Origin of the sequence: Butyrivibrio sp., assembly GCF_017940685.1 — a bacterium.
Taxonomy (GTDB): Bacteria; Bacillota; Clostridia; order Lachnospirales; family Lachnospiraceae; genus Butyrivibrio.
In genome coordinates this window covers 52,806-79,783 of the sequence record NZ_JAGAYD010000015.1, presented here as the reverse complement: position 1 = coordinate 79,783, position 26,978 = coordinate 52,806, and the positions used below count along the sequence as shown (strand labels likewise).

30 protein-coding genes and 1 pseudogene are annotated in these 26,978 nt (G+C 43.2%); 3 read left to right on the top strand and 28 right to left on the bottom strand.

Annotated features, from left to right (window positions below):
- From J6I68_RS01360 to J6I68_RS01295, 14 genes and pseudogenes are all read right to left on the bottom strand, one after another.
- Positions 1-181, bottom strand: a pseudogene (locus J6I68_RS01360) (flavin oxidoreductase); the annotation flags it as partial.
- A 74-nt stretch (positions 182-255) separates the two neighbouring features.
- Positions 256-732 carry a MazG nucleotide pyrophosphohydrolase domain-containing protein gene (locus tag J6I68_RS01355; RefSeq protein ID WP_292216608.1) on the bottom strand — a complete coding sequence of 159 codons (477 nt, stop codon included), beginning with the start codon at positions 730-732 and terminating at the stop codon, positions 256-258.
- The gene (locus tag J6I68_RS01350) at positions 719-1,255 is read right to left on the bottom strand and encodes a macro domain-containing protein (protein WP_292216606.1); all 537 of its coding nucleotides are present in this window, start codon (positions 1,253-1,255) and stop codon (positions 719-721) included. Before J6I68_RS01350 ends, J6I68_RS01355 begins: the two co-directional genes overlap by 14 nt.
- Before the next feature lie 391 nt (positions 1,256-1,646).
- The gene (gene thpR, locus J6I68_RS01345; protein ID WP_292216604.1) at positions 1,647-2,159 is read right to left on the bottom strand and encodes an RNA 2',3'-cyclic phosphodiesterase; all 513 of its coding nucleotides are present in this window, start codon (positions 2,157-2,159) and stop codon (positions 1,647-1,649) included.
- A 22-nt stretch (positions 2,160-2,181) separates the two neighbouring features.
- On the bottom strand, positions 2,182-2,454 hold the full coding sequence (locus tag J6I68_RS01340) for an acylphosphatase (protein ID WP_292216602.1): 273 nt from the start codon (positions 2,452-2,454) through the stop codon (positions 2,182-2,184).
- Positions 2,447-2,761 carry a hypothetical protein gene (locus J6I68_RS01335; RefSeq protein ID WP_292216601.1) on the bottom strand — a complete coding sequence of 105 codons (315 nt, stop codon included), beginning with the start codon at positions 2,759-2,761 and terminating at the stop codon, positions 2,447-2,449. Before J6I68_RS01335 ends, J6I68_RS01340 begins: the two co-directional genes overlap by 8 nt.
- Positions 2,736-3,416, bottom strand: a complete 681-nt coding sequence (locus tag J6I68_RS01330; RefSeq protein WP_292216599.1) for a YkgJ family cysteine cluster protein — start codon at positions 3,414-3,416, stop codon at positions 2,736-2,738. Before J6I68_RS01330 ends, J6I68_RS01335 begins: the two co-directional genes overlap by 26 nt.
- 71 nt (positions 3,417-3,487) lie before the next feature.
- Positions 3,488-3,856 carry a hypothetical protein gene (locus J6I68_RS01325; RefSeq protein ID WP_292216597.1) on the bottom strand — a complete coding sequence of 123 codons (369 nt, stop codon included), beginning with the start codon at positions 3,854-3,856 and terminating at the stop codon, positions 3,488-3,490.
- Between the two features lie 79 nt (positions 3,857-3,935).
- On the bottom strand, positions 3,936-4,991 hold the full coding sequence (locus J6I68_RS01320; RefSeq protein WP_292216595.1) for a HAMP domain-containing sensor histidine kinase: 1,056 nt from the start codon (positions 4,989-4,991) through the stop codon (positions 3,936-3,938).
- A 5-nt stretch (positions 4,992-4,996) separates the two neighbouring features.
- The gene (locus tag J6I68_RS01315) at positions 4,997-5,671 is read right to left on the bottom strand and encodes a response regulator transcription factor (RefSeq protein ID WP_292216593.1); all 675 of its coding nucleotides are present in this window, start codon (positions 5,669-5,671) and stop codon (positions 4,997-4,999) included.
- 88 nt (positions 5,672-5,759) lie between these two features.
- The gene (locus J6I68_RS01310; RefSeq protein WP_292216591.1) at positions 5,760-6,773 is read right to left on the bottom strand and encodes an NAD-dependent epimerase/dehydratase family protein; all 1,014 of its coding nucleotides are present in this window, start codon (positions 6,771-6,773) and stop codon (positions 5,760-5,762) included.
- A 115-nt stretch (positions 6,774-6,888) separates the two neighbouring features.
- The gene (locus J6I68_RS01305; RefSeq protein ID WP_292216589.1) at positions 6,889-7,431 is read right to left on the bottom strand and encodes a TIGR00730 family Rossman fold protein; all 543 of its coding nucleotides are present in this window, start codon (positions 7,429-7,431) and stop codon (positions 6,889-6,891) included.
- Between the two features lie 41 nt (positions 7,432-7,472).
- A complete protein-coding gene (locus J6I68_RS17270) occupies positions 7,473-8,837 on the bottom strand; it encodes a manganese efflux pump (protein WP_330622353.1) in 1,365 nt (454 codons plus the stop codon).
- A gap of 74 nt (positions 8,838-8,911) precedes the next feature.
- On the bottom strand, positions 8,912-9,469 hold the full coding sequence (locus tag J6I68_RS01295) for a TetR/AcrR family transcriptional regulator (RefSeq protein ID WP_292216587.1): 558 nt from the start codon (positions 9,467-9,469) through the stop codon (positions 8,912-8,914).
- A gap of 153 nt (positions 9,470-9,622) precedes the next feature.
- Between J6I68_RS01295 and J6I68_RS01290 the strand changes: the two genes are divergently transcribed.
- Positions 9,623-10,528 (top strand): ketopantoate reductase family protein, encoded by a 906-nt coding sequence (locus J6I68_RS01290; RefSeq protein WP_292216585.1) that lies wholly within the window; start codon positions 9,623-9,625, stop codon positions 10,526-10,528.
- 17 nt (positions 10,529-10,545) lie between these two features.
- Here J6I68_RS01290 and J6I68_RS01285 read toward each other — a convergent pair whose 3' ends face one another.
- The 6 genes from J6I68_RS01285 to J6I68_RS01260 form a co-directional block, all read right to left on the bottom strand.
- Entirely contained in the window at positions 10,546-10,884 is a 339-nt protein-coding gene (locus J6I68_RS01285) for a hypothetical protein (RefSeq protein ID WP_292216583.1), read from the bottom strand.
- Between the two features lie 23 nt (positions 10,885-10,907).
- Positions 10,908-11,513, bottom strand: coding sequence for a DUF1349 domain-containing protein (locus J6I68_RS01280; RefSeq protein ID WP_292216581.1), 606 nt, complete (start codon positions 11,511-11,513; stop codon positions 10,908-10,910).
- A 21-nt stretch (positions 11,514-11,534) separates the two neighbouring features.
- Entirely contained in the window at positions 11,535-11,879 is a 345-nt protein-coding gene (locus J6I68_RS01275; protein WP_292216579.1) for a hypothetical protein, read from the bottom strand.
- Positions 11,880-12,360: 481 nt separating this feature from the next.
- The gene (locus tag J6I68_RS01270) at positions 12,361-12,705 is read right to left on the bottom strand and encodes a phenylpyruvate tautomerase MIF-related protein (RefSeq protein WP_292216577.1); all 345 of its coding nucleotides are present in this window, start codon (positions 12,703-12,705) and stop codon (positions 12,361-12,363) included.
- 50 nt (positions 12,706-12,755) lie between these two features.
- Positions 12,756-13,343, bottom strand: coding sequence for an HD domain-containing protein (locus tag J6I68_RS01265; RefSeq protein WP_292216575.1), 588 nt, complete (start codon positions 13,341-13,343; stop codon positions 12,756-12,758).
- 10 nt (positions 13,344-13,353) lie between these two features.
- Positions 13,354-14,382 (bottom strand): DUF3089 domain-containing protein, encoded by a 1,029-nt coding sequence (locus J6I68_RS01260; RefSeq protein WP_292216574.1) that lies wholly within the window; start codon positions 14,380-14,382, stop codon positions 13,354-13,356.
- Positions 14,383-14,599: 217 nt separating this feature from the next.
- Here J6I68_RS01260 and J6I68_RS01255 point away from each other — a divergent pair, with 217 nt between their 5' ends.
- Positions 14,600-16,705, top strand: a complete 2,106-nt coding sequence (locus J6I68_RS01255) for a phosphodiester glycosidase family protein (RefSeq protein ID WP_292216571.1) — start codon at positions 14,600-14,602, stop codon at positions 16,703-16,705.
- A 34-nt stretch (positions 16,706-16,739) separates the two neighbouring features.
- Positions 16,740-17,126, top strand: coding sequence for a hypothetical protein (locus J6I68_RS01250; protein WP_292216569.1), 387 nt, complete (start codon positions 16,740-16,742; stop codon positions 17,124-17,126).
- A 13-nt stretch (positions 17,127-17,139) separates the two neighbouring features.
- Here J6I68_RS01250 and J6I68_RS01245 read toward each other — a convergent pair whose 3' ends face one another.
- The 8 genes from J6I68_RS01245 to J6I68_RS01210 all read right to left on the bottom strand — a co-directional run bounded on the left by J6I68_RS01245 (position 17,140) and on the right by J6I68_RS01210 (position 26,888).
- A complete protein-coding gene (locus tag J6I68_RS01245) occupies positions 17,140-17,811 on the bottom strand; it encodes a DUF5680 domain-containing protein (RefSeq protein WP_292216567.1) in 672 nt (223 codons plus the stop codon).
- Between the two features lie 201 nt (positions 17,812-18,012).
- Positions 18,013-18,927 carry a carbohydrate ABC transporter permease gene (locus tag J6I68_RS01240; RefSeq protein ID WP_292216565.1) on the bottom strand — a complete coding sequence of 305 codons (915 nt, stop codon included), beginning with the start codon at positions 18,925-18,927 and terminating at the stop codon, positions 18,013-18,015.
- Entirely contained in the window at positions 18,924-19,859 is a 936-nt protein-coding gene (locus J6I68_RS01235; protein ID WP_292216563.1) for an ABC transporter permease, read from the bottom strand. Before J6I68_RS01235 ends, J6I68_RS01240 begins: the two co-directional genes overlap by 4 nt.
- Positions 19,834-21,954: an ABC transporter ATP-binding protein gene (locus J6I68_RS01230; RefSeq protein ID WP_292216561.1), complete on the bottom strand. Its 2,121-nt coding sequence runs from the start codon at positions 21,952-21,954 to the stop codon at positions 19,834-19,836. The genes J6I68_RS01235 and J6I68_RS01230 overlap by 26 nt, the downstream gene beginning before the upstream one ends.
- A 6-nt stretch (positions 21,955-21,960) precedes the next feature.
- On the bottom strand, positions 21,961-23,454 hold the full coding sequence (locus tag J6I68_RS01225; RefSeq protein ID WP_292216559.1) for an ABC transporter substrate-binding protein: 1,494 nt from the start codon (positions 23,452-23,454) through the stop codon (positions 21,961-21,963).
- Between the two features lie 39 nt (positions 23,455-23,493).
- The gene (locus tag J6I68_RS01220) at positions 23,494-25,416 is read right to left on the bottom strand and encodes a glycoside hydrolase family 3 protein (RefSeq protein ID WP_292216557.1); all 1,923 of its coding nucleotides are present in this window, start codon (positions 25,414-25,416) and stop codon (positions 23,494-23,496) included.
- Positions 25,417-25,589: 173 nt separating this feature from the next.
- The gene (locus tag J6I68_RS01215; protein ID WP_292216555.1) at positions 25,590-26,480 is read right to left on the bottom strand and encodes a DnaJ domain-containing protein; all 891 of its coding nucleotides are present in this window, start codon (positions 26,478-26,480) and stop codon (positions 25,590-25,592) included.
- A gap of 123 nt (positions 26,481-26,603) precedes the next feature.
- Entirely contained in the window at positions 26,604-26,888 is a 285-nt protein-coding gene (locus J6I68_RS01210; protein ID WP_292216553.1) for a hypothetical protein, read from the bottom strand.
- Between the last annotated feature and the right edge of the window lie 90 nt (positions 26,889-26,978).

Here is a 26,978-nt window from a genome sequence, read left to right as displayed (position 1 = left end):
TTTTTGCAAGATTGTCAGTAGTCTTGTGCTCAGACAGACTGATTGAAATCTCCTTAAAATCAGTGGTGATGCCCCACGCAGCATTCATGGCATTTGGTACACCGTTCTCATCATAAGTTGCGATGATAAGGACCGGCTGTGGGTACATAAGTGGTTTTGCTCCAAAATTAACTCTGCTCATCTGATTCCTCCTAGATTTATTATTTCATTTCAATAGTAACATCTCCATTCCCAAGGATCTTAGTAAGCTCATCCTCAGAATCCTTTTCTCTCCCTGGCCTTCTGGATCAGCTCTTCTGCCTCGCTAAAAGCCTTGGGAAGGTAATCCGCCTGCCATTCCTTGCCCTCTTTTTCCTTGCGCTTTATCTCAGCCCAGACTGCATGCAGTTCCTCTTCGGAGGCGAACTTCATGTCGCCAAACACATGGGGATGGCGCCTCACCATCTTGTCTGAGATTGCCTTTGCAACATCATCAAACGAAAAAAGCCCTTCTTCCTCCGCCATAACTGCGTGGAACATGATCTGCAGCAAAAGATCTCCAAGCTCCTCTTTCAGATTATCAGCATCCCCAGTCTTCTCCAGTATGTTTATGCCGCCGATGACCTCAGCAGCTTCCTCAATGCATCCGGGTTTCAGGCTCACATGGGTCTGAGCCTTGTCCCATGGGCATCCATCCTCGCTTCTTAGCTTTTCTACTATAGATTTTAGTCTCTCGATCTCACTTACTGCCACTTTTAAACTCCTCCTGCGCTGAAGCCATTTCACCCTGCCCAAACGCACATAATTTTACATCGATGTCATAATCAGGATAATCCTGCACAAACTTCTTGTATGCTCTGCAACACTGCTTGGTTGATTCAGCCGGAGCATCAGGAAGGTTTCCTCCAAATATTCCCGAGCTAATTAGGGGAAAAGAAATACTGTGATAGCCATTGTCCTTCATGACAACTAATGAGTTATAGTAAGCATCACAAAGCGCCTCAAACGCGGTAGGAGTAACTCCAAAGTTCGGCCCAACGGCATGAATGATGGCTTTTGCACTCGTAAGCCCAAATGCAGGAGTGATCACAGCATCACCATCATTCAAAGGCGTTTTGTATTTATTGCAGGCATCTGTCAGCTCTTTCATTCCCGCTTTTCTGAAAATGACTCCGCAAATTCCGCCGCCAGCCCACAATCCACTGTTGGCCGCATTCACAACAACATCAGCCACCTGATCCGCGCATGAACCATGGATAAGTTCAATTTTACTCATGCTTTACCTCCTTCGCAGGTGAAACTGCCCCCTGTTATTGGCGCGAAATTGTAGGAACTATCTTCATTATTGGTTCCAACAATTATTGTACTCGCAACGAGATGGCACATCAAATAAATAATTGCTGGAAACATGCTGTTTTACGCCTTATATTCCTTTTTAAAGCCATATAAATAATTCGGAAAATTATTGTTAACTCCATTGTTTTTGCAACTCAAACATGATAGTATACTTATACAAAGTAGTGCATGTCACTACTGGGCTGGTCGAAAGACCCGGGTCCAACGATACGGTGTGGGTGTCCCACACCATTTTTTTTGCTATGGAGTACGTATGAAAGAGATTAGCATTTTCATTGATGAATCTGGGGATTTTGGGAAAATCAATTGCCTCAAAACGCCCTGACATAGCCAATCTCTGTATAAACCATTCCGTGCTTGCCACGCTCAGATTTCATAAGAGATATGCCATTTACTCTCACGGGCTCACTCTCCTGGAATTCTGGCAAAAGAGCCTTATCCTTGGTGCACTCTGCTCTTCTGACCAGTGTAACGTGGGGCAAGAACTTTTTCCTGTCAAAAGGGATGTCCTCGTCCAAAAGAGCTTTTCGCAGGCGTTTTACGTAATCCCTCAAGTTCTCATTTTCCTCAAGATTGGCAAAAAACATATCCTTAAAAGGCTGATATCCACTCAGTTTGACAGAAAATGACCTGAGCGTAACATTCTTCATCACTTCTTCTATCTGTTCTGGATCATCATATTCACCGATAAAAGCCAATGTCATATGCAAATTCTCACGAGGTGTATAGTTCCCTCTACCCCCGCTTCTAATAAGATCATCTTGTATCTCCACCAGTGAATTCAGCATATTATCATCAAAACATATTGCGATGAATAGTCTCATACTGTTCGCCCTCTCAATCCTATCAATATCGAACCTCAAAAGACCGCTCGTCCTGCACTGTTTTCAACACGGTTCTGTCAATCCTGGATATATCAATGAATCTCCCACTTTGGATAGTGGCCACAAACCTGTCTATGGCCTCCTCATCGCCCTGCACCTCACAGGTCACAGATCCATCATACTCATTCTTAACATATCCAGTCAGTCTGTACATATTTGCAGCATGCATCGCAGTGTACCTAAACCCAACGCCCTGCACCATACCATAAAAACAAAGTTTATACCTTCTAAACATCACTATAGCTCTCACTACGTAGCTGAATCTGCCCGCCAAAACCCGCGATCATAGCCTTTTTCCAGTTATCAGGAGTAATCGCCTTCACATCCTCTATGGGGTAGCAATAATCCCTGCTGTTCGTTACCGGTCTGCCATTTCCTTCTGCGGCGCAGGTCTTTTCATTGACGCGCAGGTACAGGTTCTTTTCCTCATCAGCAATGATGCTCACATTGAGATCAGTATACTCAAAAGAAAAGCCTCCATCCTGCTCATGTTTATCGACAATTGTCCTTATCGTTTTATACTTCATTATTATTCCACTCATCTATTCTCTCATATATTTGAGAATAAAACTCCTTTGCTGGATCATAGGGCGCTTCATAAAAACTCTTTAAGAAAAGCTCATGAATCTTTGGCTTAACTCCGGGCTCCGCCGGTTTTGTCATAAAATCTGCGATCTTCCTGATAACCCTATGCCATCTGAGCACATATTCCTCATACTTCTCAAGGTCCTCTATTCCCAGCCAGTCCCTGACTTTTACTGCCTCATGCTCCTGGGCCCTGCATCCGCGGGTTTGCATAATATAGGAAAAGGTGTCATCGTGATAGTATCTTCCCAGAGGGAACAGACGGCAAATGCCGGGCCTGAAACTATGCACGCTGCACCTTTTATTGTCGGTAAGAAAACCGCACCCATTCCCTCTGTCCATGATATGGGGCATGCTGACGAAATTATGCAGTCCTACCTCTATGAAATTCTCTTCAATAAGCTCTTTATACTCTTTTCCAACGCCCCTCTGAAGGGCATAGATATCGTACGGATCCAGGAATATGGTATCGCACATGTCCTCGCAACACCATGAACAGTCCCTGCACCCGCCTGTACCTGCTTTTACCACGTCTTCTGCGCAGTAAAGCTGTCCATCAGAGATTTCTTCCATTATCTTGTAATGTTGGCTAGTAGAATTGTTGGCATCCATATTCTAATTTTATCATCATTAGAATGATTTACCCACCAGATATTGTCTGAATATCATTTACAATCTAATGGTTACTGAAGCTGTTTTACCAGTGCCAAAACCTGACCTGCTACTTTGTCTCTGTCTTTTTGGGTAACCTTTTTATAAATTGGATAAGCGGCGCCAAGAGCCAAAGCTCCTACGATTCCTATGACTACACCTGGAATAAAATAAAGAACCTGTCCTACCATCACCATGCTCATTCCGGTTCCCAGAATAAGTGTACCAATAATGCCAATTGCAATTGATAGGATCTGTCCTCTCCTCTCAGCCTGTCTGTCCAGGGCTTTAAGCTGTTCAAACTTATCCTCTTTTGGTTCCTCATATTTTCTTCTAATAGCCTCGACTTCCCTCGCCCTTTCTGCACTGTAGTTGTACTCAAAAGTATTGATATTATCCATATTTTTCCTCCATTTGTTCTGTTTGTTTTTGTTTCTATGGTCTCGATTATATGGAGGGAGTATTTATGTTTTGTTTCGCTTATGTTTCTGTTTCATTAAAAAAAGAGACTGTAAATACAGTTCCCTGTCCAAGAACACTTTTAACTGTGATCTCTGCACCACAGATGTCAATGACTCTTTTTACCAGGGCGAGACCAAGACCATTGCCCTTAGTGGCATGAGAGGTATCTCCCTGATAAAACTTGTCAAATATGTGCTTTCCTGTCTCTTCAGAAATACCACAGCCGGTATCTGATACTTCAACCTGAACTCGCCCGTCTGTGCTATGCGCAGTGACTTTTACTGCGCCTCCGGCTTCGGTGAACTTGAAGGCATTAGATAAAAGATTGTTCCAGACCAGCGACAGCAGTTCCTTATCTGCGGTTATCTGAAGGTCATCATCAATATCAGTATCGAGCTCGATATTCTTTTTCTCCCAAATATCTTCAAAGCCCACGATGCACTCCGCAAGCTGCTCTCCAAGGTCATAAGTCTCTTTATCAGGATATATCTGCTGATTCTCAAGCTTATTAAGCTTAAGGATATTTGTGATCAGCTCTGAGAGTCTTCCGGTCGCATCAGTGATAGCCCTGGCATATTCAAGTCTCTTTTCATCTGAAAGATCTGTTGACTGCAGCATTGTACTGTAGTTTCCGATCACAGACAGTGGAGTCTTGATCTCATGCGAGACATTTGATACGAAATCAGTTCTTAAAGTCTCAATTCCTGAAAGTTCCTGTGCCATCTTATTGATATTCTCTGCAATTATGTCAAACTCATTTCTTCCCGGAATAACAGATACGCCTTCAGCCCTGGCCTTGAAATTGCCCTTTGCAAGCTCCTCTGTAGCCTCCAGGATCTTTTTTACAGGTCGTTCTATCATGATCTTTCTCTGAACGCCGTCTATTATGCAAAAAATAAGACTCAAAAAGAGGACATTAAGGAACGTCAGGATCGCGTTTTCCTGAATCTGCTCCTTTGTGAAATCGAAGGAGCTAAGAAACAGATAAAAGCTGCAAGTTACGACAAACGCGATCAGCACAAAGATGATCACATATCTCTTAAATGAAAAAATACTACTGGTCTTCTTTTCCATAAATCTTACTCCTTAGGTACTGCCTTGTATCCCAGACCTCTTACGGTAACAATCTCAAAGTCATCACAGTCCGCAAACTTCTCCCTTAGTTTTGTCATATAAACATCAACTGCTCTTGGTGTTGCATCGGAGTCCACATCCCAGAACTCATCCATGAGCTGTCCCCTGGTAAAGGTCTTTTTCGGAAATGACAGGAGCTTGAATATTATGTTAAATTCCCTCTGGGTAAGAGGAATCTCTTCGCCCTTTACTGTTACCACGTGCTCATCGGTATCCATCACAAGATTTCCAATCTCAAGTCGCTTGGTACTCGCTATTCCCGCTCTGCGAAGGAGTGCTCCAACATGAAGCGTAAGCTCCTCAAGATTTATCGGCTTTACCATATAATCATCAATTCCTGCAAGAAATCCCTTTTGCTTGGCCTCAAAATCTTCTCTGGCAGTCATGAATAAAATGGGGATATTCTCATTGAGCTTTCTTACAGTTTCAGCAAACTCAAAGCCGTCTATCCCGGGCATCATTATATCTGAGATGATAAGATCAAAGGTCTTGCCATACATCTCATCGTATGCATCCTGCGCATTAAGACAGCCAGTCGTCTCATATCCCTTTGTTTTTAAATATTCACAAACAGTCTTATTAAGATCGGTATCATCCTCAACTATCAGTAAATTAAACAAACTCTAACACCTCCTGATACGTTTTTACGATAATATCGTACCATAGAAATGTTAGAGTTTTGTTGCTGAAATTTTTCCGTATGAACTTTTATGCAATCTTTCCGGAAGCTTTGAGCCACTCAATCTCGTCGTGAATGGTCTCGCGGTATGATCTTGTATGATATCCAAGCTCCCTCTTGGCTTTTGATGAATCAAAAGCATTGTTCCTTGCCAGGTTATATACTGAAAATGTTGTTAATAGAGGCTTGGTACCGCGGATTTTTCCCATGGTCTCCATTGCTCTTCCCATAAGATTTGCTGCCCAGATTGGCAAAAACATCTTAACCGGCTTACAGCCTGACTCATCACTGATCATCTTGGAGAAATCCCTGAAGGACACGGGTTCGTTGCCTAGAATATAGCACTCGCCCTTTCTGCCCTTATCAATAGCGGCAATTGTCCCGTCTGCAAGATCTCTTACGTCGCAGAGGTTAAAAGAGCCATCGATTCCAGCAGGCATATCTCCATTAATGATCTTTATAAGAGTTCCTGTAGTCTCGCCAACAGCAAAATCCTCAGGTCCAAGTATTCCACTTGGATGTACAACGCAGGCATTAAGGCCTCTGTCTTTTACTGCATCGAGGACTTCCTGAGTTGCGAGAGCTTTGGACTGGCTGTAACATCCACGAACCTCAGACTCATCAAATTTCTTTACTTCCCTGATCTTGAATCCCTTAGGCTGCTCAGGAATTGCACCGGTTGAACTGCAGTATACAAGCTTTTTGCACTCAGGATGCTCGAGGCAAAGATCAATGATATTCTTTGTTCCGCCCACATTTACATCCATTACCTTCTGATTGTATTCGGGATTAACTGAAACTATGCTAGCGATATGAAGTACAATCGTCTCTGTATCTTTACCTACAGTAAAGAACTTCTCAAGTGATGCTCTATCTGTAAGATCTCCCTCTACAATTTCTGCTTCATCGGGAACAAACTTCATTGCCGGATCATTTGGGAGAACGAAGGCTCTTACTTTATCGCCTCTCTCCACCAGCTTTCTGCAAATTGTTCCTCCTAAAAATCCTGCTGCACCGGTTACTAAATATATTCTCTCTGACATGATATTCTTTTCCTTTCCTGTGAATTATATTTTTAAATGTCTTTGTGTTTCCTTTGATGTTTCACATTCTAGAAAAAGAATATTTTCGTTTTGTTTCCTTTATGTTGCTGTTATATTAAAATGCAACCCCGCTCAAATGCCCTGCAATCTCGTTTAGATCATCTGACAGCAGCACATTTGAAAAGTACTCAGGCCTGCCAAACTCAGCATTTATCACATTATCCAGAACTGCCTTCAGCGGCCTGTAATAATCATTAGTGTTGAAAAGAACTATCGGCGCCTTGATGATGGACAGACTGCAAAGAGACATCACTTCTGTGATCTCATCAAGAGTTCCAATCCCGCCAGGCAGCGCTACAAAGGCATCAGCAAGCTCTATCATCTTGGACTTTCGCTCAGCCATGGACCCTGTCTCAATGAGCTCCGTAAGTCCTGTATATTTTCTGGCCTGGATAATCGCCACATCAGGGATAACCCCAATGACTTTACCTCCTGCTTCGATGACTGCACCTGCTACAGCACCCATAAGCCCCTTGCTGGCTCCTCCGTACACAAGAGTGTGGCCATTTTCTCCGATCCACTTTCCTAATTCTTTTGCAGCCTGGGTGAATCCAGGATCATTTCCACTGCTTGAGCCGCAATACACTGCTATGTTCATCTGCTCTTCCCCTTTTACTTTATTCTCTTCCTTAAATTAGATCACACGAAAATCATCAACATAACAATTGCAAATCCTACAGCAAATGACAGCGCACCTCTGTCATTGTCTTTTTCAATGGCAATCTGCGGGATTTCTTCGATTGTTGTATAAACAAGCGCTCCACCGGAAAGTGCCATGATATAAGGCAGAAATCCCGGGAACAGGACCACCAGCACAACTGTGATTATTCCAAAAAGAGGTATCGGAGCCCCAGAGACTACTCCCATAAGGAAGGCCTTACCGGTTTTAGTGCCGGTCTCTCTTAGCCAGAAAGATAAGCTCAGGGCTTCAGGAATGTTCTGAAGCGCGATCGCAACCGCCATGACAAGAGCAACAGACGATGATATCCAAGATGTCTCCATGAAATGCGCGGCATAAATAGCTCCCAGCGCTATTCCCTCAGGGATATGATGGATCAGTTCCTTGAGCACTGCCTTGATATTCATGCTCAGACTGCTCTCAGGGCCTTCTGTTATATCAGAATAAATGTGTGTATGCGGGATGAATTTATCCAGAAGTATCTGGAAAACAACTCCCAGACAGAAGCAGATCGTAACAGGTACAATGCCTTTTTTCGTGCTTGTGCTGATTCCGTTAACAGCAGGTTCTATCATTCCCCAAACTGCTGCAGAAAGCATGATACCTGAGCTAAAACCCGTCAGTACAGCACGCATTTTGTCTGACAGCTGCGCTTTTTTCGCGTATATGCTCACGGATCCTATAAGTGTTCCCACAAGAGGAATGAGCATGCCAAATATGGTCTCAGTGTCCGACAACGTATTGGCGCTGTCCAGGTGTGTTATCAGAGCGCGGAAGCCGATAAATAGTAGTATTGTCCCTCCCATGATCTCTGATCCAGCCTTGTAGCGATCCCCAAAGACACTTCCTATCTTCACACCTGCCATTGATATGATGCAGGTGATAACCGCTATTATGATAACTGCAATAACAACGTTTACAAGGCTCCCTGAATCAAGGATCTCAACAGGTACAGCCACAAAAGTGATACCAACCGCCAGCGCATCAATGCTGGTAGCAACAGCCATCATGAACATTGTCTTTACATCAAACCCGGGAGATACTTCCTCGTCAGGGCCAAGGGCCTCCTTGATCATATTTCCGCCAATGAGCGACAGCAATATAAACGCCACCCACGGAGCTACCATACTGATAAGCTTCACAAAATTTGAGCCCACCAGATATCCTATAAGCGGCATGACACCCTGAAAGCTTCCAAACCACACGCCACACAAAAGATACTCTCTCTTTGTGACCTTGCCAGCAGCCAGTCCCTTGCAGATAGATACCGCAAACGCATCCATCGCCAGGCCCACAGCCAAAAGCAAAACTTCAAATAAACCCATTATTAAATCTCCTAAATATATATCCTAAAATTCCTGATAAAATTTTACAGGTTTTTTGGGTGGTAAATCAATTACTATATTGTATACATTAACGTCTCCATGTGTGGTGCCAGTGTCTCCATTAAAAGGTCCGTTGCCTCCGATGGCGTGCAGACCGGATAATCCCTGATCCACAGATCAACAACGCCCAAAAAGCCTGATACCATGAACCTTATGAGTATCTCAGGCTTTTTATCTTTTTTCGCAGAGTTATGCTCCAGCGCAACTCTAACCTGCTGTTCCACTGCAGTCTCCATCCGCTTTAGAAAGACACTGTTCTTATCATTTTCCAAAAGAAGCTTGTACAGCTCCCTGTTTTCTCCCAGATAATCAAAGAGCATCATGAAAGACTCTCTTTTTATCTTGATCTCGCTGCTCCCGCTGCATGCAGTAAACATCTCGTCAACGTAACTGTCGATGCAAAAGTCCATCAGGTCGTACTTATCCTCAAAATGCAGGTACACAGTCCCACGATTGATATCCGCTTCATCAGCAATATCCTGGATCGTGATCTTGTCGAACCCCTTTTCCTTAAGGAGCTTTAAAAACGCACTTACAATCTGCTTCCTTGTCTTTATTACTCGTCTGTCCATGGCACCTCTTTCTGAACAATTAACCGCCATCTGTTGATTATCCAACATGCGTCTTCACAATGACCATTGTAATATCCACATACCGGTCATATCATGACGATATCACACAGATGTCAATAATTCAACAAGTGTTCAAAAAGGAGTTTTTATGCTATGAAAATACTTATTTTAGGAAGAGGTGTAATTGGAAGTCAGTACGGATGGGCTCTTGAGAGCGCCGGCAACAAAGTGGATTTTCTTGTTAGAAAAAGCAGCACCCGTACCTATGCGGACTATATAATGCTTCACACATATGACGGCAGGACCCGTAAAAAAGTCGATACCAGGTGGAATATCAACTTAAGAAAAGAGATTGATGCAGACGAAAACTACGATCTGATCATGATCAGCGTAAACCCGGAGCAAGTAAAAGGCGCTGTTGAAAGCATCGCTCCATTTGCAAAAGATGCAACTATTCTATTGATGGGCAACTATGGTGGCAATCCCCTGGATGAGATATCTCTTTTGCCCAAAGCGCAGTTCGTAGTGGGATTTCCATCAGCTGGCGGCGGGATCACCGACAACGAGCTAAACGGCATAATGTACGGGTCCATCCAGATAGGGATGTCCGCCAGCAAGCCCTCTACCAGAGAAGAGCTGGTAAAAGAGCTATTTGCCACCGCAGGGTTTAAAGTGAACATTCACAGTGACGTAAACAGCTGGCTGTGGAACCACTATGTAGCCAACGCTGCCATGGAAACCGAGGTTCTAAAGCGCGGAAGCTTTGAAGCCGTGGTCTCTTCCAGGGACGGCCTTGCAGATATGATGCTAAACATCAGGGAAATGGTTCCTTATCTCAAGGCTAAAGGCATTACGCCAGACCTGTCTGTAAGAGCACTGAGCCTACTTCCAGCCAGGCTCATAGCTTTTCTTATGACTCGGACTCTCTACAAGCCCGGAAGTCCTGCCTACAATGCCATAGCATACAACAAATACGCCGTAGGGCACTCTGTAAGACAGATAGTTGATGACGCCCATAAGCTTGGTGTAGCTCTGCCCCACCTGGAATCTGCTCTTTAAGACGCTTTCCGGGATTCTTACGCCCTTTCCTCCAGGTACCGGACCTTCTTGCCGTGGGCAAGGGCGTAATCGATCTCCGACCTGGTGCTGTCCCCAATATAGCCCCCAACGTTGATCACAAATATCTCGTCGGACATGTCGATCTTGCGCTTGTGAATATCGTCCAGCATTTCTTTTGTCTTGGTGAGAGTCCCCTCATCCATGTTCTCCCAGACTTCAGAATCGCCGGAGTGGCCAAACAGCCCAACACTGATGACGATATTGCCCTCCAGTGTGAGTTTTTTCTGCATCTCCATGAACTGATCTTTGAAACGTGTGCTTCCGCACAGCGTGATTACTGGATATTTCCCCTGCATACTTTTTTCCTTCCCTTTTGATATCAAGTCTCGTCCGGCTTCTGGCCGTCATGGGCCTTCCAGGCGCACTCTGTAAGCGCCATATTGGTAAACTCTGCGGTAAAAGAGCTATCTTCCGGCGAACATGCATAGATTCCAAATCTTACTTTCCCAGCGCCTTCATGCATGTGGCAGACCCTCATCTGTTTCCACTTATTCCCATCATCTGAGCACTCAATACAGTAATCATCCTCCCTTCGGCTGAGCCTGTACCACATAGACTTTACCGATGCCGGGATCTCAGTTGTAGCCCAGTCTGAATAGCCGTGGTTGGTGACAACAGATCCAAGATGCTGGAACTTGTCATTTTCAAATTCAATAGAGCCTTTGAGCCAGTTATCGCTATCTAAGTACATCACAATCCCGCACTGGTCAAAGCGATGATGGCTGTCTGCAAACTCAGTTTTCACCACAAAAGAGAAAAACTTCTCCTCAGTCTCCATCTGAAACACAGGCGCATTGTCATTCCTGAAGTGATAGTACGTCCTCTGCCACAAGTCCGAATGCGGCAATGTGGTTACTGTGATCTTATCTTCTGCCGCCACGTAGCTCTTTGGCTCTCGTGTCCAGGTAAATTTTGATATGTCCATCGCTTGTCCCCCTGCCCCCTCTTATTTGAAGAAGCTTGTTACTGTGTTCATGATAGTCTTATTTTTTAGAATTTCATCAAGTACACCGCCTAGCTGAGACTTTTCGCCCTTCAAAAGAGCCATCGCTGCCTTTTTAGTATCGGCGTCAGCTGCCCTGTAGAGTTCGAGGAGCTTTTTCTCTGTTGCACTTACCTTTACTGAAGTTCCGGTAGATGTGGTCTTCTTGGCTATAGATGTTGCCTTCTTTGAAGCTGATGTTGTCTTCTTAGCTGTAGACGCTGTCTTCTTAGAAGCTGTTGTGGTCTTCTTTGCTGTAGACGCTGTCTTCTTTGTAGTAGCTGTTTTTGTGGTTTTTGCTGTTGCCATGATCATCTCCTCCTTTTAGGCGGGTTTACTGTACTTGTATTCCATTATAGCTGTTCTGGGAGCAGGGTTAAACCAATAATGATCTATTATACAAGATGAACGTTTCTATAGGTTGCGTACAATTATTTTGGCGGATCTATTTTTGTGCCAAAAATCGGCATTTTTCAAAATGGGGTACCATATAAAATACATTTTTGCGTCAATTTCTGAGCGCTTATTTGATTTTTGTGGTACCCCTTTTGGGTTTTCGCACTATATGGTACAAAAAACAGGCTAATTTCCAAATTTTATTGGTACCCCTTTTTGAAATTTATAATTATATGGCACAATTCCTGGAAACATCCTCTTTGACTCACGAGTTGCACTTCTGTAACACGCAAAAAAACAGACCTCAAACCAGATTCACTGATTTAGGTCTGTTTTACACAGATTTTGATTTTGAATTTCAGACAAGTCCCTGTTTTCGGACAAAAGAGCTATATCAGAAATTGTTTCCGTTCCAGCCCCAGTCGTGGGTTGTGGCATATTTTACATAGATGTGATCAGGCGCTATCCCGAGAACTTCGTCGTAAATCTTGGTGAGTTCACCAGTCAGCCTGCCAAATGCGCCGCTGTCCGGATCCCCGTAAATACTTACGCCAATAAAAGCTGTAGGCTGCTCTCCATCGCCTCTGAAGTACATATCCTGCTCATCAGATAAGTCGACCATCAGCCAGCTCTCGCTCTTTCCTGGAAGCAATGAGATAGCCTGTCCAAGCCTTTCCTTGAGCTCTTTTCTCTGCTCAGGTGTTACCTTTACGCTTACTTTTGAATCAATGAATGGCATAGTTTTATTCCTCCTTTTCACGTCTCAGAGTGCTCTGTTAGCCTGTCTCCTTATTCCTTTATGTTCCCACTCTCAATATGCTGCCTGATTATTCTATCTGTCAGCTCAAAAAGTTTCTCAGAACCCTCTCTAGTCTTGGACTGTCTACCATAAACCTGGTCCTTTGTAACACCATGCTCTCTCCAGTCTGCACCGCCATTACTGTTATTAAGCATAAGCGGTTGAAGGTTATCCATGGCATGAGCAAACTTTGCTTCCGCAGTCTTATTTTCTTCAAACTCATCAAAAAGAGCTATCAATTCCGCCTTCTGATCTTCAGGTAAAAGAGAAAATATCCGTTCCTTGGCAGCATCCTCTCTCGCTTTCTGTGTAATAAGCCCCTCACTGTCATAAGCATAGGTATCACCAGCATCTATCTCAACAATATCGTGGATAAGACACATGATCATGACTCTTGATATATCTACAGACTCATTCGAATACTCTTTTAAAAGATAAGCCATAATCGCCATATGCCAAGCGTGTTCTGCATCATTCTCATTTCTTCCATGTCCGGACAAATGCGTCTGCCTGAAAACATTCTTCTCTTTGTCTATCTCTAAGGCAAACTCCATCTGCCTTTTCAGTCTTTCATCCATACTGTGACACCTATTTTCTCTTTCGCATCAAAAAGCTATCTGTCCTCTTTTGTACATTATCCTGTAGATTCACGAAAAACAGGAAATTGTCATACAGATGAAGACTTCCGGTAGGAAAAATGGCAAGTCCTGCAGGATATTCGTTTGTGTCTATCCCGGTTACAATGAGGGTTCCCCTTTCCGGGTCAATGTAAGCACCATACTTTCCCGTTTCAACAGAAGTTATTGCACCGGTTTTACTGTCCTGGGTAACAGAGCCCTTATTAAGACTTTTGCTAGCCTTTGAAGAGTCCGTTTTCCAGTTTAATGGATTTATGGAAAGCGCCTTGGTTCCTGCAGGTGTGATGACGGAATCTGTAACAGTGCCATCCTCACAATCAAAGCTGATGACAACGCCTGTATCCGTCTCGTTTTGGGCAGGTACAATCTGTGGGCATTCTGCTATCATTTCCTCTGTCATATCCCAGCCAATTGCATAAACAGCAATTAGGTTTTCACGCAGCGAAACAGCTCTATCACCATCTCCGCCATAATACTCTTGCAGAATCCTGTAGCACATATCAGCTCCCTGAGAAAAGCCTGCAAGTATCAGAGGTCTTCCATTATTTTTATGCTCAAGATAATACTTAAATGCGGCCGAAACATCTATGTATGCATTCTGCATTGCTTTTTCTCTTGCTGCCAAATCGGTAAATGAATATACATTCAGCGCTGCCTGCCTGTAATAAGGCGCATAGATTCTGGCTGTTTTAGCATATATAGCCTGTTGCTGGTTCATCGCATTTCTGAAAGCTCTTTTGTAGCCATCAGTCATAGTAGAATTCACTTCACTTTTGGTATCCACTGATGGCGCAACCATGAAAACATCCACGCCATTTTCTGGATAAGCTCCGTCATATAGCCAGTTTTCAGACCTGGAATAATCCAAAGCACTGGTAAAAGGAAGGATATTTACCGCTTCTACTCTGATAGCACTCTGAAAAAACATCGTCGCCATAAAGATCAGTGATAGTAAAACTGCTTTTGCTTTCTTATTCATATTACCTCCTACATGCTCCGGTACCTAGCCATTGCAACGAATATGATTAACATATGACTCTTTAATTCTACAATATTTCGTTATTCGACGGTCTTAAATAAGTATTAAAAAAATCTCCCATATGAATAACCTTTGTTGCTTTTAAGTTCTTTTTAGGTTCCTGGAATACAATTCTCTCATAAGATGCAACCACCTGAATGAAGGAGGTAAAGAGGATATGAAGAGAATTGCCCTGATTCCCGCCTATATGCCGGATGACAAACTGATTACAATTGTCAGGCAGCTATATGAAGCAGGTTTTGAAATAATCATCGTAAATGATGGCAGTTCAGATGATTGCATCAAAGTATTTGAAGAGTCTTCACGATATGCCAAAGTGCTTTGTCATGAGAAAAACCAGGGAAAAGGTAAAGCGCTGAAAACGGGTCTTAAATTCATAAACAGCGTGTATGAGGCTCCCTATACCATTGTCACTGTCGACGCAGATGGGCAGCATAGGATCGAAGATGTTATTCGCGTGGCGCAGGCTTCTGAACAGAATCGTTCATGCCTCATTCTCGGAAGCCGCAAAATGGAAGGCAAGGTGCCTTTTAAAAGCCTGGCTGGGAATGCCATTACTAGATTTGTTTACAGATTATCAACAGGAATCAGTGTTTATGATACTCAGACAGGACTTCGTGCATTCAGCGACAAGCTTATCCCGAGACTTATAGAAATTGACGGATCACGCTATGAATACGAAATGAACATGCTCACAGCGCTTCCCAGGGAAGGTGTTGAAATAAAGGAAGTTTGGATAAGTACTGTATATATTGATGACAATAAGTCCTCACATTTTAATGCCGTAAAGGATTCATTCCTGATTTACCGCGAGATACTGAAGTTCTCCGCATCATCCTTTGTAAGCTTCATCGTAGACTACTGCTTATTCTGTCTGCTATCCGCTCTGGGATTATCTTTAGTTTTCGCAAATGTCACAGCAAGGATATTCAGTGGCACCATAAACTACACCATTAACAAAAGAAAAGTCTTTAAATCTCGATCAGGCGCAGCTTCCGCGCTCAAATATGCACTTCTTGCTGCGTTTATTATTATATGCAACACCTTGATCTTAGAGATGTTAACCGGCATGAATATGCCGTACTATACAGCAAAGATACTCACAGAGATAGTTCTTTTTGCGCTCAGCTATCTCATCCAGCGAAGATTTATTTTCACGAAAGGAAGGAATCACAGCATGAAAAAGAATCTTTGGCCGGTAGTTTCAGCCATTCTGCTAACCACTTTTACAATCTACATCACACTGGACACCTTTGTTATAAGCAAAGGATATGATACAAATGCCACAGAAATAAACACCGCAATGTTTGCAGATATTGAGAGTCCTTCCGGTACATCAGAGGCAGAAACAGTTCTTTTGACAGATGAATCCTCTGAATCTGAAGCGACTGCCAATACCTCTGGGGATTCAGCTGACGCATCAGACAGCACCACAACAAAACACAGGAAAGGCTCCGGAAGACAGCATTCCTCATCTGCCAAAACCAGTGGCACATCTGATGATACTTCAGCCACCTCCGCGGTTACGGCTTCAGCCGGCGAGTATTCCGGGGAAAATACCGTATCTACAGATGACTACACCATAACCCTGTCTGATTATTATCAGAATGGCACTAAGATCTATGTTGCCGACGTAACCCTCTCTTCAGCCAGGTATTTAAAGACCGCTTTTGCCGATGATACCTATGGAAAAAATGTAACGGCAACCACTTCATCTATCGCAGAAGACAACGATGCTGTGCTGGCCATAAACGGAGACTATTACGGAGTTCAGGAAAGTGGATATGTAATAAGAAATGGTGTTGTTTATAGAAGCACGGCAAATGGGTCCGACGTGTTGTGCATATATGCCGACGGCACAATGGAAGTAGTAAATGATGCCGAATATACGGCAGAGGAACTGGTTTCAATGGGTGTCTGGCAGGCATTTACATTCGGCCCTGCTCTTATAGAAAACAGTGAGGTTGCAGTAGACACAAACACTGAGGTTGATCGGGCCAAGACCAGCAATCCTCGAACTGCCATCGGAGTCATTGATGCCAATCATTTTGTTTTTGTGGTATCAGATGGAAGGACCGATGAAAGCGAAGGCTTAAGCCTTTATGAGCTGGCAAACTTCATGAAAGATCTGGGGGTAACCACTGCTTACAACCTTGACGGAGGCGGATCATCTACTATGTATTTCAATGGTTATGTCATCAACAATCCTACTTCCGGCGGAAGCATCAAAGAACGAAGTGTAAGCGATATCGTATATATTTGAGGACCGGCAATGAACGATCAGAAAGGACCTGACTATGGAAAAAGAACTAAAGAAGAACTTATTATACAATACTGTATGGGCAACATTTCTTGCACTCTTTGGCGCCATATATGAATTATTCAGCCATGGCGTAACATCTTACTACATGATTTACGGCTTTGCAGTACCACTTATCATGGGTGTTTTGCCTTATGAAGTGATGCTCATTTTAAATAGATTTCCTGGCAAAGCCTTTGCTAATATCTGGAATACAGCCATAGCCACATTAAGCATAGGCTGTCTATTTAAAGGAGTCTTGGAAATCTATGGCACAACAAACCGACTGATAATTGTTTATCCTATTGCAGGCGCAACATTAGTGCTCATAAGCCTATTATCGATATATAAGACCTCATGCAGCCGAAACTGCATGAGGTCTTAATCTATCGACTATGTTATCTCAGTAATCCGCCATGGAATACGCATTCGTATACTTTCTTGTCACCCTGATATATCTCTTCACATCCCTGAAACCAGGTAAAATCACCGGTCACTTTACACCTGTATGTATATTCGCCAGCTTGATGAATTTCCGGTCCTCTATATGGCATCTTTTCATCTGCTGCTCTCAGAGCCTCTTTCAGGAAGTTCCCACTGAAGCCATCTTCCAGCACTCGCCCCATGTAATTCATGGCGTAAACAGCTTGCCCATCCTTCCAAATCGCCTCTTCTCCTGCAAATTCCTCTCCACCGACATAGGTGTCGTGGTAAACATATTTACCGTTCTCATATCTGAAATCGTGTGAGGCAGGTCTGGTAGCATTGACCTCATTCTTGAAAGCTGCATAGGTGTTGACATTTGCTTCCAGTCTGAATGCTATCAATTCATCCAGGTCAGTTTTCGGCTGAGACTTGATATTCACAGCACAGTCATTATCTTTAACTAGATAATCAACACTAACGCTCATTAGATCACTGATTTGGATCAGATTAGAAATATCAGGATATATCTGTCCAGATTCCCATTTTGCAACTGCCTGTCTTGAAACGCCAAGCTTATCTGCAAGCGCCTCTTGCGTGTATCCTTTATTCTTTCTGAGTATCTGCAGTTTTTCTGAAAAAATCATCTCTCATCACCTCCGCTATCAGTGTACAAAACAGCGGGTATTGTCTCCATAAATCACGAGTTGCTTTTTTGTTACTTCTGTTATACAAAACCTTACAGTTATTTATACGAGGGAAAAGAAATTGTGGCAAAAAATATTTTATAATTATCGTATGAAGACTCTTTTAGTGATTGATCTTTTGAATATATCTAGTTAGTGTCTTTAAGTACATTTCCCTGCTCCCGCATTAAGTCCCCTAAGAAAATGCTTCCTGAAAAACGGATAAACTACTATTACCGGAATGATAATTATGCTGGCAAGCGCCATCCTGAGAGACTCTGTCGGAACAGAGTTCATCACAGCCCCGCTTATGTTCTCATTTGACGACAGGTATGATGCATTTTTTTCCATGTTGTACAAAATGTACTGAAGCGTGTACAGCCTGCTGTGGGCAGAATCTGTATAGATGAGGTTTTCATACCAGCTGTTCCAGTATGTGAAGGCTTCAAATATTCCAACTGTAAGCAGGATAGGCTTTGACATAGGAAGCACAAAACCAAAATAAAGCCTGAATGACGATGCGCCATCGAGTCTTGCTGCTTCTAGGACCTCCTCAGGAATATTCTTCATAAAATAAGTCCGCATCACTATTACATACCAGCTCGAACATGCTCCGGGAAGGAATAGCGCCAGAAAAGAATTCTTTATCCCAAACAACTGGGTGTTGACTGCATAAGAAGCCGCCAGGCCGCCGCTAAAGAACATAGGGATTACAATAAGCCATGTAAGAACCTGCCTCAGGCTGTAATCTCTGTTACTCAGCACATAGGCCACAGTACTGATAAGAAACAGGGAAAGTACCGTTCCTATCAGTGTCAGAAAGAACGTCAGTCCGAAAGCCCTTATTATACTGTCCGCACTTTTTAGAATATAACTGTATGCGTCAGTGGACCACTCAGCCGGCACAAACCTGTATCCGTTTTTGGCGATCGCATCTTCAGATGAAAAAGATATGGCAAGAATCAAAATAACCGGAATGATCATGAATCCCGACAAAAGCAGCATCAAAAAGCTCAGGAAAATATTGGATTTTTTGTTTAATCCTTTGATGTAGCCCTCAGATTGCGCGTTTCTCATATAATACCTCCCTCCGGGTCTACCAGGGATACCATACGGCTGGCAAAAAGCAACAATATGCATCCGATCCCGTTCTGGATAAGGCTGGCAGCTGCAGAAAAGCCGTAATTGGACTGTTCCATCAGTGCTTTATAGACAAAAACATCAATAGTCTCAGTGGTACTAAGCAGCGACCCTGCATTACGTGTGACCTGATAAAACAGGCCAAAATCCGTGGAAAGAATATGGCCCAGATTCAGAAGCATCAGCACCACCACAATATTCTTAAGCTGGGGCAGGATCACGAAGCGCACAACCTGTCTTACAGAAGCCCCGTCTATAGCTGCACAGTCATATAAATCCGAGTCAATTCCACAAATATTTGCGTAATATATGAGCATAGAATACCCAGCTGTCTTCCAAAGATGGACTAAAACAAGAACGAAAGGCCAAACCTCCGGCTTAAGGTAGAAATTAACAGGAGATCTGCCAAGATCATTAAGGACATTATTTATGATGCCCCTGTCAGCAGACAGAAAGGCATAGACAAAATAGCTGACTATAACCCAGGACATAAAATGTGGCAGGAGCATGCATATCTGTGTAATTGACCTGACAAGTCCTGAATGTATATAAGATAGAATAATAGCAAGGATAACAGGAACAACTATACCCAGAACAAGAAATACCAGATTATAAAGAAGCGTATTTCTGACTACTCTCAGTATCTGAGGATTGAGCATGAGAAACCTGAAATTAGATAATCCGACCCAGTCACTTCCATGAAATATGCTATAGAAAAAGCTTTTTCCGGGAACCAGGCGATAACGCTTAAATGCCAGAGCCACTCCAAATATAGGCAAATAGCAGAATGCTATATACCAGATAACTGCAGGCAGAGACAAGAGCGAGAGTTCTGTATTAAGTTTATGACTGCTTCTCTTCTTTTTCATATAGTTCTCTATATTCAGCGCACCCTGCAATCAGCTCGGAGTGTTTACCCTCAGCAATTATCCTGCCATCCTGCAAATAAAGGATCCTGTCTGCATTCACAATTGTCGAGAGCCTGTGGGCAATGATTATGACAGTACACTGCCCCTTGATCCTGTCAAGGGATTCCCTTATCCTGTCCTGTGTCACATTGTCTAGGGCACTTGTTGCTTCATCCAATAGAAGAATCCGCGCATCTCTAAGGAGCGCTCTTGCAATCGCAAGACGCTGCCTTTGTCCTCCGGACAGACTTATCCCGCCTTCACCAACTACAGTATCGTATCCTTCAGGCTTTGCTTCGATCTCTTCGTCAATGCAGGCAAGAGTCGCTGCTTTCTTCATCTCCTCTTCGGTCATATCTGGCTTAACAATACGCAGATTTTCACGGATACTCATCTGAAAAATATATGGTGATTGCGTCACAACACTCATACTTCCACGCAGGGAATCTCGGTCAAGGTCTTTTGTGTCAATCCCATCTATTGTGATTGTCCCTGAGAAAGGATCATACAACCTGCTTATAAGATTCATGATGGTTGTCTTTCCGGATCCGCTTCTGCCAACCAGTGCCACAGTTTCGCCGGGCGATATCTTAAAACTCAGATCGCTTAGTACCCACCTGGTAGAGGTCTTCAATTTACCTACGTTATAGGAAAACCAAACGTTCTTAAATTCTATTTCACCATTAAGATTCTCTTTGTGAACCTCTCCGAATGATTCCTTCGGGAAAAACCTGTCATCCATGATGTCCCGAAGTCTTTCGCTGGAAAGATTAAACTGCGTCACAAAATCAAGGATAGTTCCAAGAAGCGTGATCGCAGGCATTCCAAGACTTGTATAATAATTGAAAAGAATAAGTGCAGTGGCAACATTAAGTCTGCCATTAAAGAGCAGACCACCTAAAAGTGCCACAAATATAAGTGCTCCACTCTCACGTACAGATGCGATAACAAGCCTGTACTTTCTGTTGTCTGCATCCCATTTCATCCTGGAGTCATTTGCATTCGTGATCCGCTCCTTAAGGTCATTTTCAAACTGCTGCTGTGCATTCACCAGTTTAATGTCCTTACCACCGCGAACCATCTCTCCAACAATCCCGGTGTACTTTTCCGCATAATTTCTGTAAATACGCCCGTTGTCACGGGACACTTTCTGGCGCCTAAGTTCCATGAAAATCTGTGCTGACAGTAATATCGCAACCGCAATGAATACCAAAGGGCTGACAATAAACATTGCTGCCAGTATTCCCACATACTGGCAGATCTGCGAAATATTATCTGCCAGAGTATTAAAAGCAGTAGCCAGGTTTGAAGTATCAACAGTAAGCCTCTGAATAAAGAGTCCTGTTCCATTTTCTTCCACTGCCTTATTCTCAATTTGCAAAACATTTTCTGATATCTCTGCTTCAAGCAGGGTCAGTGTTTTATTGTAAACTACATTGTAGGCCCAGTTGCAGCCTGCCATTATCGCAGCAGAAGCAATGTTAACTGCAAAAAGTGAAAGTGCTGTCCAAAGCATCTGATAAACCGCTATATCAGTCAACTGAACGATGATCTTAGCGCTTAGGATCGGTGCAATGATCATAAAAACTACACTTATAAGCTGAAGCGCCACGGCAAGGGCAAGGTAACCTTTGCTCTGCCTGGTATATTTCCAGGTAAAGATAAGATTTTCCCGCAGTGACCCTCTTACCTTAAACTTATAAGTCAGTACATTTCTTCCGATTTCTTTTTTCGCATTCTGATACTCATAAGAAGGTGCAGAATCCCATTTATGGACAGTCTTAATAAGAACGAGAGATGCCGTCTCCTGTAATGGATCATACTCTTCTCCTTCAAGAGTTATCTGCACATATAGAAAGTCCGCTTTCTTTTGCAGTTTAACTGCTACAGCAGCGTCTTTCGAAAACACCTTTTGATAATCCAGAAGGATTTCTTCCAGCGTAAGCTCAAAGCGCAGACAGTCATCCTTCATTATGCCTGCTCTTTCCAGTTCTAAAAGAGCTTCCTTCAAAAGAGTGCTTATTGAATTATTATCCAGTGACCATTTATTTTTCATAGCTCATCAAAACTGACTTAAATACTCGTCAAGCTGTCTCTGTGCTTCTTCCCTGACCTTATCAAGTCCGGCAGCCTCCATCTGCTTAAGTATCTCTTTTGCCGCTTCATCTGTATCTGAAGTGCCTGTCACAAGTTCTGCACTGTAACTGTTCCATATAGCATCAAGAGCCGCTATTTCTGCTTCTACATTTGTTGGATCAAAGGAAAATCCCCTTGTATCACTGATCCTTGCACTCTTGTAGCCATCATATACTTTCTTCCACTGATCCGGATCAGCCGGATTATCTTTATCTGCTGAAACCACTGATGCACTTACTGCAGGGCCTGTAACAAAGGCGTCCTGCATATAGTGTTCATTGCCTTCCACAGTACGGATTACCGTGTCTTCATAATATTCGAAATGTTTTCCTTCAATTCCGTAGGCGAGAGTATCCCGCAGTTCTTTGTCTGTATACAAAAGCTCCATATATTTAAGGCACGCCTGAGCTTTTTCATGAGAAGCAGCTGCGTTTATCGCGATAAGAGAACCCTGCTGGGTGGATCTGGACATGTTGGGGCCGATAAAGCGAACAAGCTTAACATTGAAGCCATAAGCCTCGGGGTCAGACCACCCCATAAATCCTGTCCACGCTGTTCCAGTTCGGACCGGCGTCTTTATTGATTTGGGAACCTCCGTAGTAGTGGCAGCATCCGGGTTGATATAAGAAAGCCCATACCACTTGTGCAAAAGCCGCAGCATTCCCATGTATTCCTCATCATCAAATACAGGAATGATCTTTGTTCCGTCAGGTGTCCCAGCCTTACTATAAGGTATTACAAGATACTTTGATACTATTCTTTCATGTACCTGGAAAGCGCCTGACAGCCCTACACTAGGAATGAAAAAAGGATAATCATCCGGGTGATCCTCTTTCCACATCTCAAGATATGGCTCAAGGTCTGCAAAGGCCATCTCTTCCGGCAGAGTAAGGCCCTTTTCTGTTTCAAAATAGTCGCTGTTCATGCGAAAAAAGACTTCTGCTCCAAGATCTTTAAGCATCGGAACTCCATATATCTTTCCATGAAGGGAACCGATCTCCCACCATGGATCCACCGCTTTATACAACTTTGGCGCAGTCTTTTCAACAAGTTCAGTAATATCGTAATAGTAGCCATTACCGGCATTAGCGTCAAAATCATTGCACCAGTCACAGCTGAAAGTCATGTCATAGTACTCTCCTGTCTGGAGATCTAAATCAAACTGTTCCTCTGACTTGTATATCATCTTTACAGTGACGCCTATTTTCTCTTTAGAGATTTCATTTGCTCTTTGGAGTACCTCTTCTGCATCATCAGGAGCAGTTCCATCCGGAGAGTAAGTCCACCATACCAGTTCAATTGGTGTATCTAAAGCCTCCGTTCCTTCACTTGATAAGCCTTCCCCATTATTCCCTGCATTTGAGCATCCACAGATCATAACAATTACTAAAAGGATCAGGGCCATGCATCTTTTTTTCATCTATTGAGCCTCCTCTATTGCTTATAAAAGAGCTTTTTCTTAATATCCTCTTTTATACAAAATCTTCTCTGTCATCTTATAATCTTTGTCTATCTCCGGAATATTTACCGGCAAAATGCCTGTTCTTTCCTCATTTCCAAAGCACGATACCAGTGCAGCCACAAGGTTTGGCGCATATGCGCTTCCTTTACCTGATTCATTTGGGATTTCACGCATTGTTGTTGAGTTATAGCTCAAGACACAAGCGTCAGCATCCATGAACCGTGCTGCATCATATGGCAGACTGCAGCTTACCACTACTACTTTCTTCCCATTTTCATGCCTGGAAGCGATGATCTCATCAAATACAGCGGAAAAAGAGCCATCATCAGTGCCGGGGTTAAGGCATGCAGCATTGTAGGTTCTCTGCACAAGGATGCAATGATCTGCTTCTTTGGCAGCAATTATGCATTTCTCTCTGTCTTCATCAGCATTATCTATCACGATGATCTGTGATTCATCTGCTATTATTCCTTTTTTAATAAGTTCCCTGGCAGCAAGCTTTCCTGCTCCACTCCTGCTTGCGCAGTTGTCAGCAAAAAGGATCAGTGCTTTCTCTTTTGATCCAAGACTTATCGGAAAAGCATTATTCTCATTTTTCACAACTGTCAGGGACTTGTTTGCAATATTCCAGGCCACATCCCTGTTTGCGCTGCTTCCAACGCCTTTTTCTGCTTCCAGAAGTTTTTCTTCTGTTACGGAGAAGTCCGATATATCCAGAAGACCATATTTTTCCTTGAGGGTCAGAATTCTCCTGACGGAATCATCAATCATCTGTGTATCAATAGTTCCATCCTCCGCAAGCCGTACAGCGGTTTCCACCATATCATCAAGGTGTTTAAAGCCTTTTGAATCAAAAACAGGCGGAAGGATAAGAAGATTTACACCGGCATTAATTGTCATACTCAGAACATCTTCATCTGCAAAATTTTCCGTAATTGCAGCCATATCAAGGGCATCAGACACAATCACGCCTTCAAACCCCATGTCTTTTCTGAGAATATCTGTAAGGATCTTGTGGCTCATAGTGGCAGGCAGATATACCTGCTTGCCAGTTGAAACAGATGTATATGTTCCTGTCTCTATCTTGGGGTACTGAATATGCGCTGTCATAACCATGTCGGCGCCTGCATCAATAGCCTCACGGAATGGTATAAGCTCACAATTCTTCAGTTCTTCATAGGTGCTCTCAATCAGCGGAAAACCTGTATGAGAATCAGTATCGGTATTACCATGTCCTGGAAAATGCTTTAATGTAGCAATAGTGCCGGTTTCATGCAGCCCTTCTATATATGAAACGCCATACTCTGCCACCACCTTCGGTGAATCAGAAAAAGAGCGGCATCCTATGATAGGGTTATTGGGATTGTTATTAACATCCACAACAGGCGCAAAATCTGTGTTTAGCCCAAGCAAGCTCATCTCTTTTCCATATATTTCTGCCATTTGCGTCGTATCGGAAGGATCACCTGTTGCAGCAAGAGCCATGTTTCCAACACCTGATGTACCAAAGCTTATTCTGGCGACACTACCGCCCTCTTGGTCAACAGTCACCAGCAAAGGAAGACCGCCACCTTTCAGGTTCGTGTCCTGAATATCAGACACAAGGCGCAGCGTCTGCCTGGCATCCACAAAGTTTTCTCCAAAAAGAAGGACTCCGCCATAATCGTGCCCCATCAGGTCAGCTCTTATTGTATCATTTAACTCAGTTACATTTGCAAGCGAGGCCTCATCAGAACCCTTACCTGACTCTGGAGTTTCTTCCCACACGCGATACGAGACAAGCATCATCTGCTCTACCTTTTCGCGCATTGTCATACTTCTCAAAATTCTGTCGGTCTTAGATTCATTTTTTGCCCCGACTGAGAATGGCGCAACCACTAGTATTATGGCTAAAAGTACTGAAAACAATCTCTTTTTCATATGGTTTCTCCTGATGTTTAAAGTCTCTTTTATTCTACAATATTTCGTTATTCCACGGTCTTAAATAAGTATTAAAAAATCACCCATAAGGAAATTGTCAGGCAGCTATATGACGTAACCTGCTTGCGCCATTATGGACAGTGGTAAAAAGGAAGCTGCTGATGAAATGTGATTTACTTCATCAACAGCTCTTTTATCAACTGCCCATTTAATACTGGGGTATCCATCAAGTCTTTTGGTATTGTCAGCTCAATTGCAACACTGATACGTTCTTTATTCCTGCGACTCCTATCCACCTTAGTTATGGTCGCAAGTGCATCCACCTTTGGGTCTTCCAGAAGTGGAAGCACTACGTAGTACAACTCATCTTCGTCAAAAGAGATACTGCCCAAAATCCTGCCTGTGACAATCTCTTCAACAACAGCCCTGTCTTCACGCAAATATATGTTTAGTGGCTCTCCGCAGTTTATCTTGGATTCACGTCTGGTGCCTGGTTCATCCTTGATGAAGCCGCTAAATGAATATACTTCTCTGTCGCCATCTTCGCGGATCATCTTGCCAATCTTTCTGGCGGCGTCTGCCGGGAGGACATATTCCTGCATCATTAGATGGAAAATGTCTTTTACCTTATCAGGCGCAGGAGTGAAGTCATGGTCAGTCATCACTTCCTTGCAAGCCTCGAGAACGCTCTTTGCAAAAAGAGGAAACTCCTCCATGTCGGGATCCCAGACAAATCTGCCTCTTGCCATCTTGGATGGCGGCAGCGCTTCATCGTAGATCTTGAACTGAAAGAAGATGTTACGCTCTGAAAAAGCTCTTTTGTTCTCAAGGGCATCCCAGGTAAACTCATAAGGCTCAAAGTACGGCTCACCCTCAAATTCCCTGATTTTCCTGTAGGCCTCGATGACCTGGCGGATCTTTTCATCATCTTCTGGATCTCTTTTCCTGGTGGGATCAGAGTCCGGGTGATACATGACGAGGAGCTTCTTGTACTTTGCCTTGATCTCCCTGTCGGTATTCTCTTTAGATGCGCCAAGTATCTTGTATGCTTCCTTAAGTGTCACTAACCTTTCCCCACAATATCAAAGAGTTTTTAATTTCATTTGCTTTAAACCTCTTAAATTATAACAAAAAAATCTCCCGGCACCTTATGGAGTGTCGGGAGGTTGAAGAGTAACCTATTCCAATCAAATAGCAACTCTCCATTTACAGGTAATTTTGTTAAAATACAGCCTGACTGTGTGGTACACATCCAGCACCAAAACTCTACATTCAAAAACATCCTCACGCCGGTCAGTTAATACTCCATCCGGTGTAGTATAAACATCCTTTCTTAGAATCTGTCTGTATCCTTTTATCGTATATGTCTCATAAATCCCATCTTCATTCATCAGTCTGAATCTCATGGGCACGATGGTTCCGTCAGCATTATGCTGGCATATTACATCCACGTTACTGTTAATCTTACTCATTACAATTTCCTCTAAATACAATGATAGAACACATGTTCTGTATTGTAAATAGAGATTTTATCCCTCAGTTAACATGGTTAATTGCAGTAT

Excerpts from the sequence above, each read along its gene's own strand:
- J6I68_RS01330 (WP_292216599.1), bottom strand. The coding sequence starts at position 3,416 with ATGGATGCCAACAATTCTACTAGCCAACATTACAAGATAATGGAAGAA.
- J6I68_RS01350 (WP_292216606.1), bottom strand. The coding sequence starts at position 1,255 with ATGAGTAAAATTGAACTTATCCATGGTTCATGCGCGGATCAGGTGGCT.
- J6I68_RS01265 (WP_292216575.1), bottom strand. The coding sequence starts at position 13,343 with ATGGATGAAAGACTGAAAAGGCAGATGGAGTTTGCCTTAGAGATAGAC.
- J6I68_RS01280 (WP_292216581.1), bottom strand. The coding sequence starts at position 11,513 with ATGGACATATCAAAATTTACCTGGACACGAGAGCCAAAGAGCTACGTG.
- J6I68_RS01225 (WP_292216559.1), bottom strand. The coding sequence starts at position 23,454 with ATGAAAAAAAGATGCATGGCCCTGATCCTTTTAGTAATTGTTATGATC.
- J6I68_RS01250 (WP_292216569.1), top strand. The coding sequence starts at position 16,740 with ATGGAAAAAGAACTAAAGAAGAACTTATTATACAATACTGTATGGGCA.
- thpR (WP_292216604.1), bottom strand. The coding sequence starts at position 2,159 with ATGAGACTATTCATCGCAATATGTTTTGATGATAATATGCTGAATTCA.
- J6I68_RS01255 (WP_292216571.1), top strand. The coding sequence starts at position 14,600 with ATGAAGAGAATTGCCCTGATTCCCGCCTATATGCCGGATGACAAACTG.
- J6I68_RS01210 (WP_292216553.1), bottom strand. The coding sequence starts at position 26,888 with ATGAGTAAGATTAACAGTAACGTGGATGTAATATGCCAGCATAATGCT.
- J6I68_RS17270 (WP_330622353.1), bottom strand. The coding sequence starts at position 8,837 with ATGGGTTTATTTGAAGTTTTGCTTTTGGCTGTGGGCCTGGCGATGGAT.
- J6I68_RS01290 (WP_292216585.1), top strand. The coding sequence starts at position 9,623 with ATGAAAATACTTATTTTAGGAAGAGGTGTAATTGGAAGTCAGTACGGA.
- J6I68_RS01295 (WP_292216587.1), bottom strand. The coding sequence starts at position 9,469 with ATGGACAGACGAGTAATAAAGACAAGGAAGCAGATTGTAAGTGCGTTT.
- J6I68_RS01310 (WP_292216591.1), bottom strand. The coding sequence starts at position 6,773 with ATGTCAGAGAGAATATATTTAGTAACCGGTGCAGCAGGATTTTTAGGA.
- J6I68_RS01260 (WP_292216574.1), bottom strand. The coding sequence starts at position 14,382 with ATGAATAAGAAAGCAAAAGCAGTTTTACTATCACTGATCTTTATGGCG.
- J6I68_RS01230 (WP_292216561.1), bottom strand. The coding sequence starts at position 21,954 with ATGAAAAATAAATGGTCACTGGATAATAATTCAATAAGCACTCTTTTG.
- J6I68_RS01340 (WP_292216602.1), bottom strand. The coding sequence starts at position 2,454 with ATGTTTAGAAGGTATAAACTTTGTTTTTATGGTATGGTGCAGGGCGTT.
- J6I68_RS01285 (WP_292216583.1), bottom strand. The coding sequence starts at position 10,884 with ATGCAGGGGAAATATCCAGTAATCACGCTGTGCGGAAGCACACGTTTC.
- J6I68_RS01335 (WP_292216601.1), bottom strand. The coding sequence starts at position 2,761 with ATGAGTGGAATAATAATGAAGTATAAAACGATAAGGACAATTGTCGAT.
- J6I68_RS01235 (WP_292216563.1), bottom strand. The coding sequence starts at position 19,859 with ATGAAAAAGAAGAGAAGCAGTCATAAACTTAATACAGAACTCTCGCTC.
- J6I68_RS01325 (WP_292216597.1), bottom strand. The coding sequence starts at position 3,856 with ATGGATAATATCAATACTTTTGAGTACAACTACAGTGCAGAAAGGGCG.
- J6I68_RS01320 (WP_292216595.1), bottom strand. The coding sequence starts at position 4,991 with ATGGAAAAGAAGACCAGTAGTATTTTTTCATTTAAGAGATATGTGATC.
- J6I68_RS01245 (WP_292216567.1), bottom strand. The coding sequence starts at position 17,811 with ATGATTTTTTCAGAAAAACTGCAGATACTCAGAAAGAATAAAGGATAC.
- J6I68_RS01220 (WP_292216557.1), bottom strand. The coding sequence starts at position 25,416 with ATGAAAAAGAGATTGTTTTCAGTACTTTTAGCCATAATACTAGTGGTT.
- J6I68_RS01305 (WP_292216589.1), bottom strand. The coding sequence starts at position 7,431 with ATGAACATAGCAGTGTATTGCGGCTCAAGCAGTGGAAATGATCCTGGA.
- J6I68_RS01240 (WP_292216565.1), bottom strand. The coding sequence starts at position 18,927 with ATGAGAAACGCGCAATCTGAGGGCTACATCAAAGGATTAAACAAAAAA.
- J6I68_RS01275 (WP_292216579.1), bottom strand. The coding sequence starts at position 11,879 with ATGGCAACAGCAAAAACCACAAAAACAGCTACTACAAAGAAGACAGCG.
- J6I68_RS01270 (WP_292216577.1), bottom strand. The coding sequence starts at position 12,705 with ATGCCATTCATTGATTCAAAAGTAAGCGTAAAGGTAACACCTGAGCAG.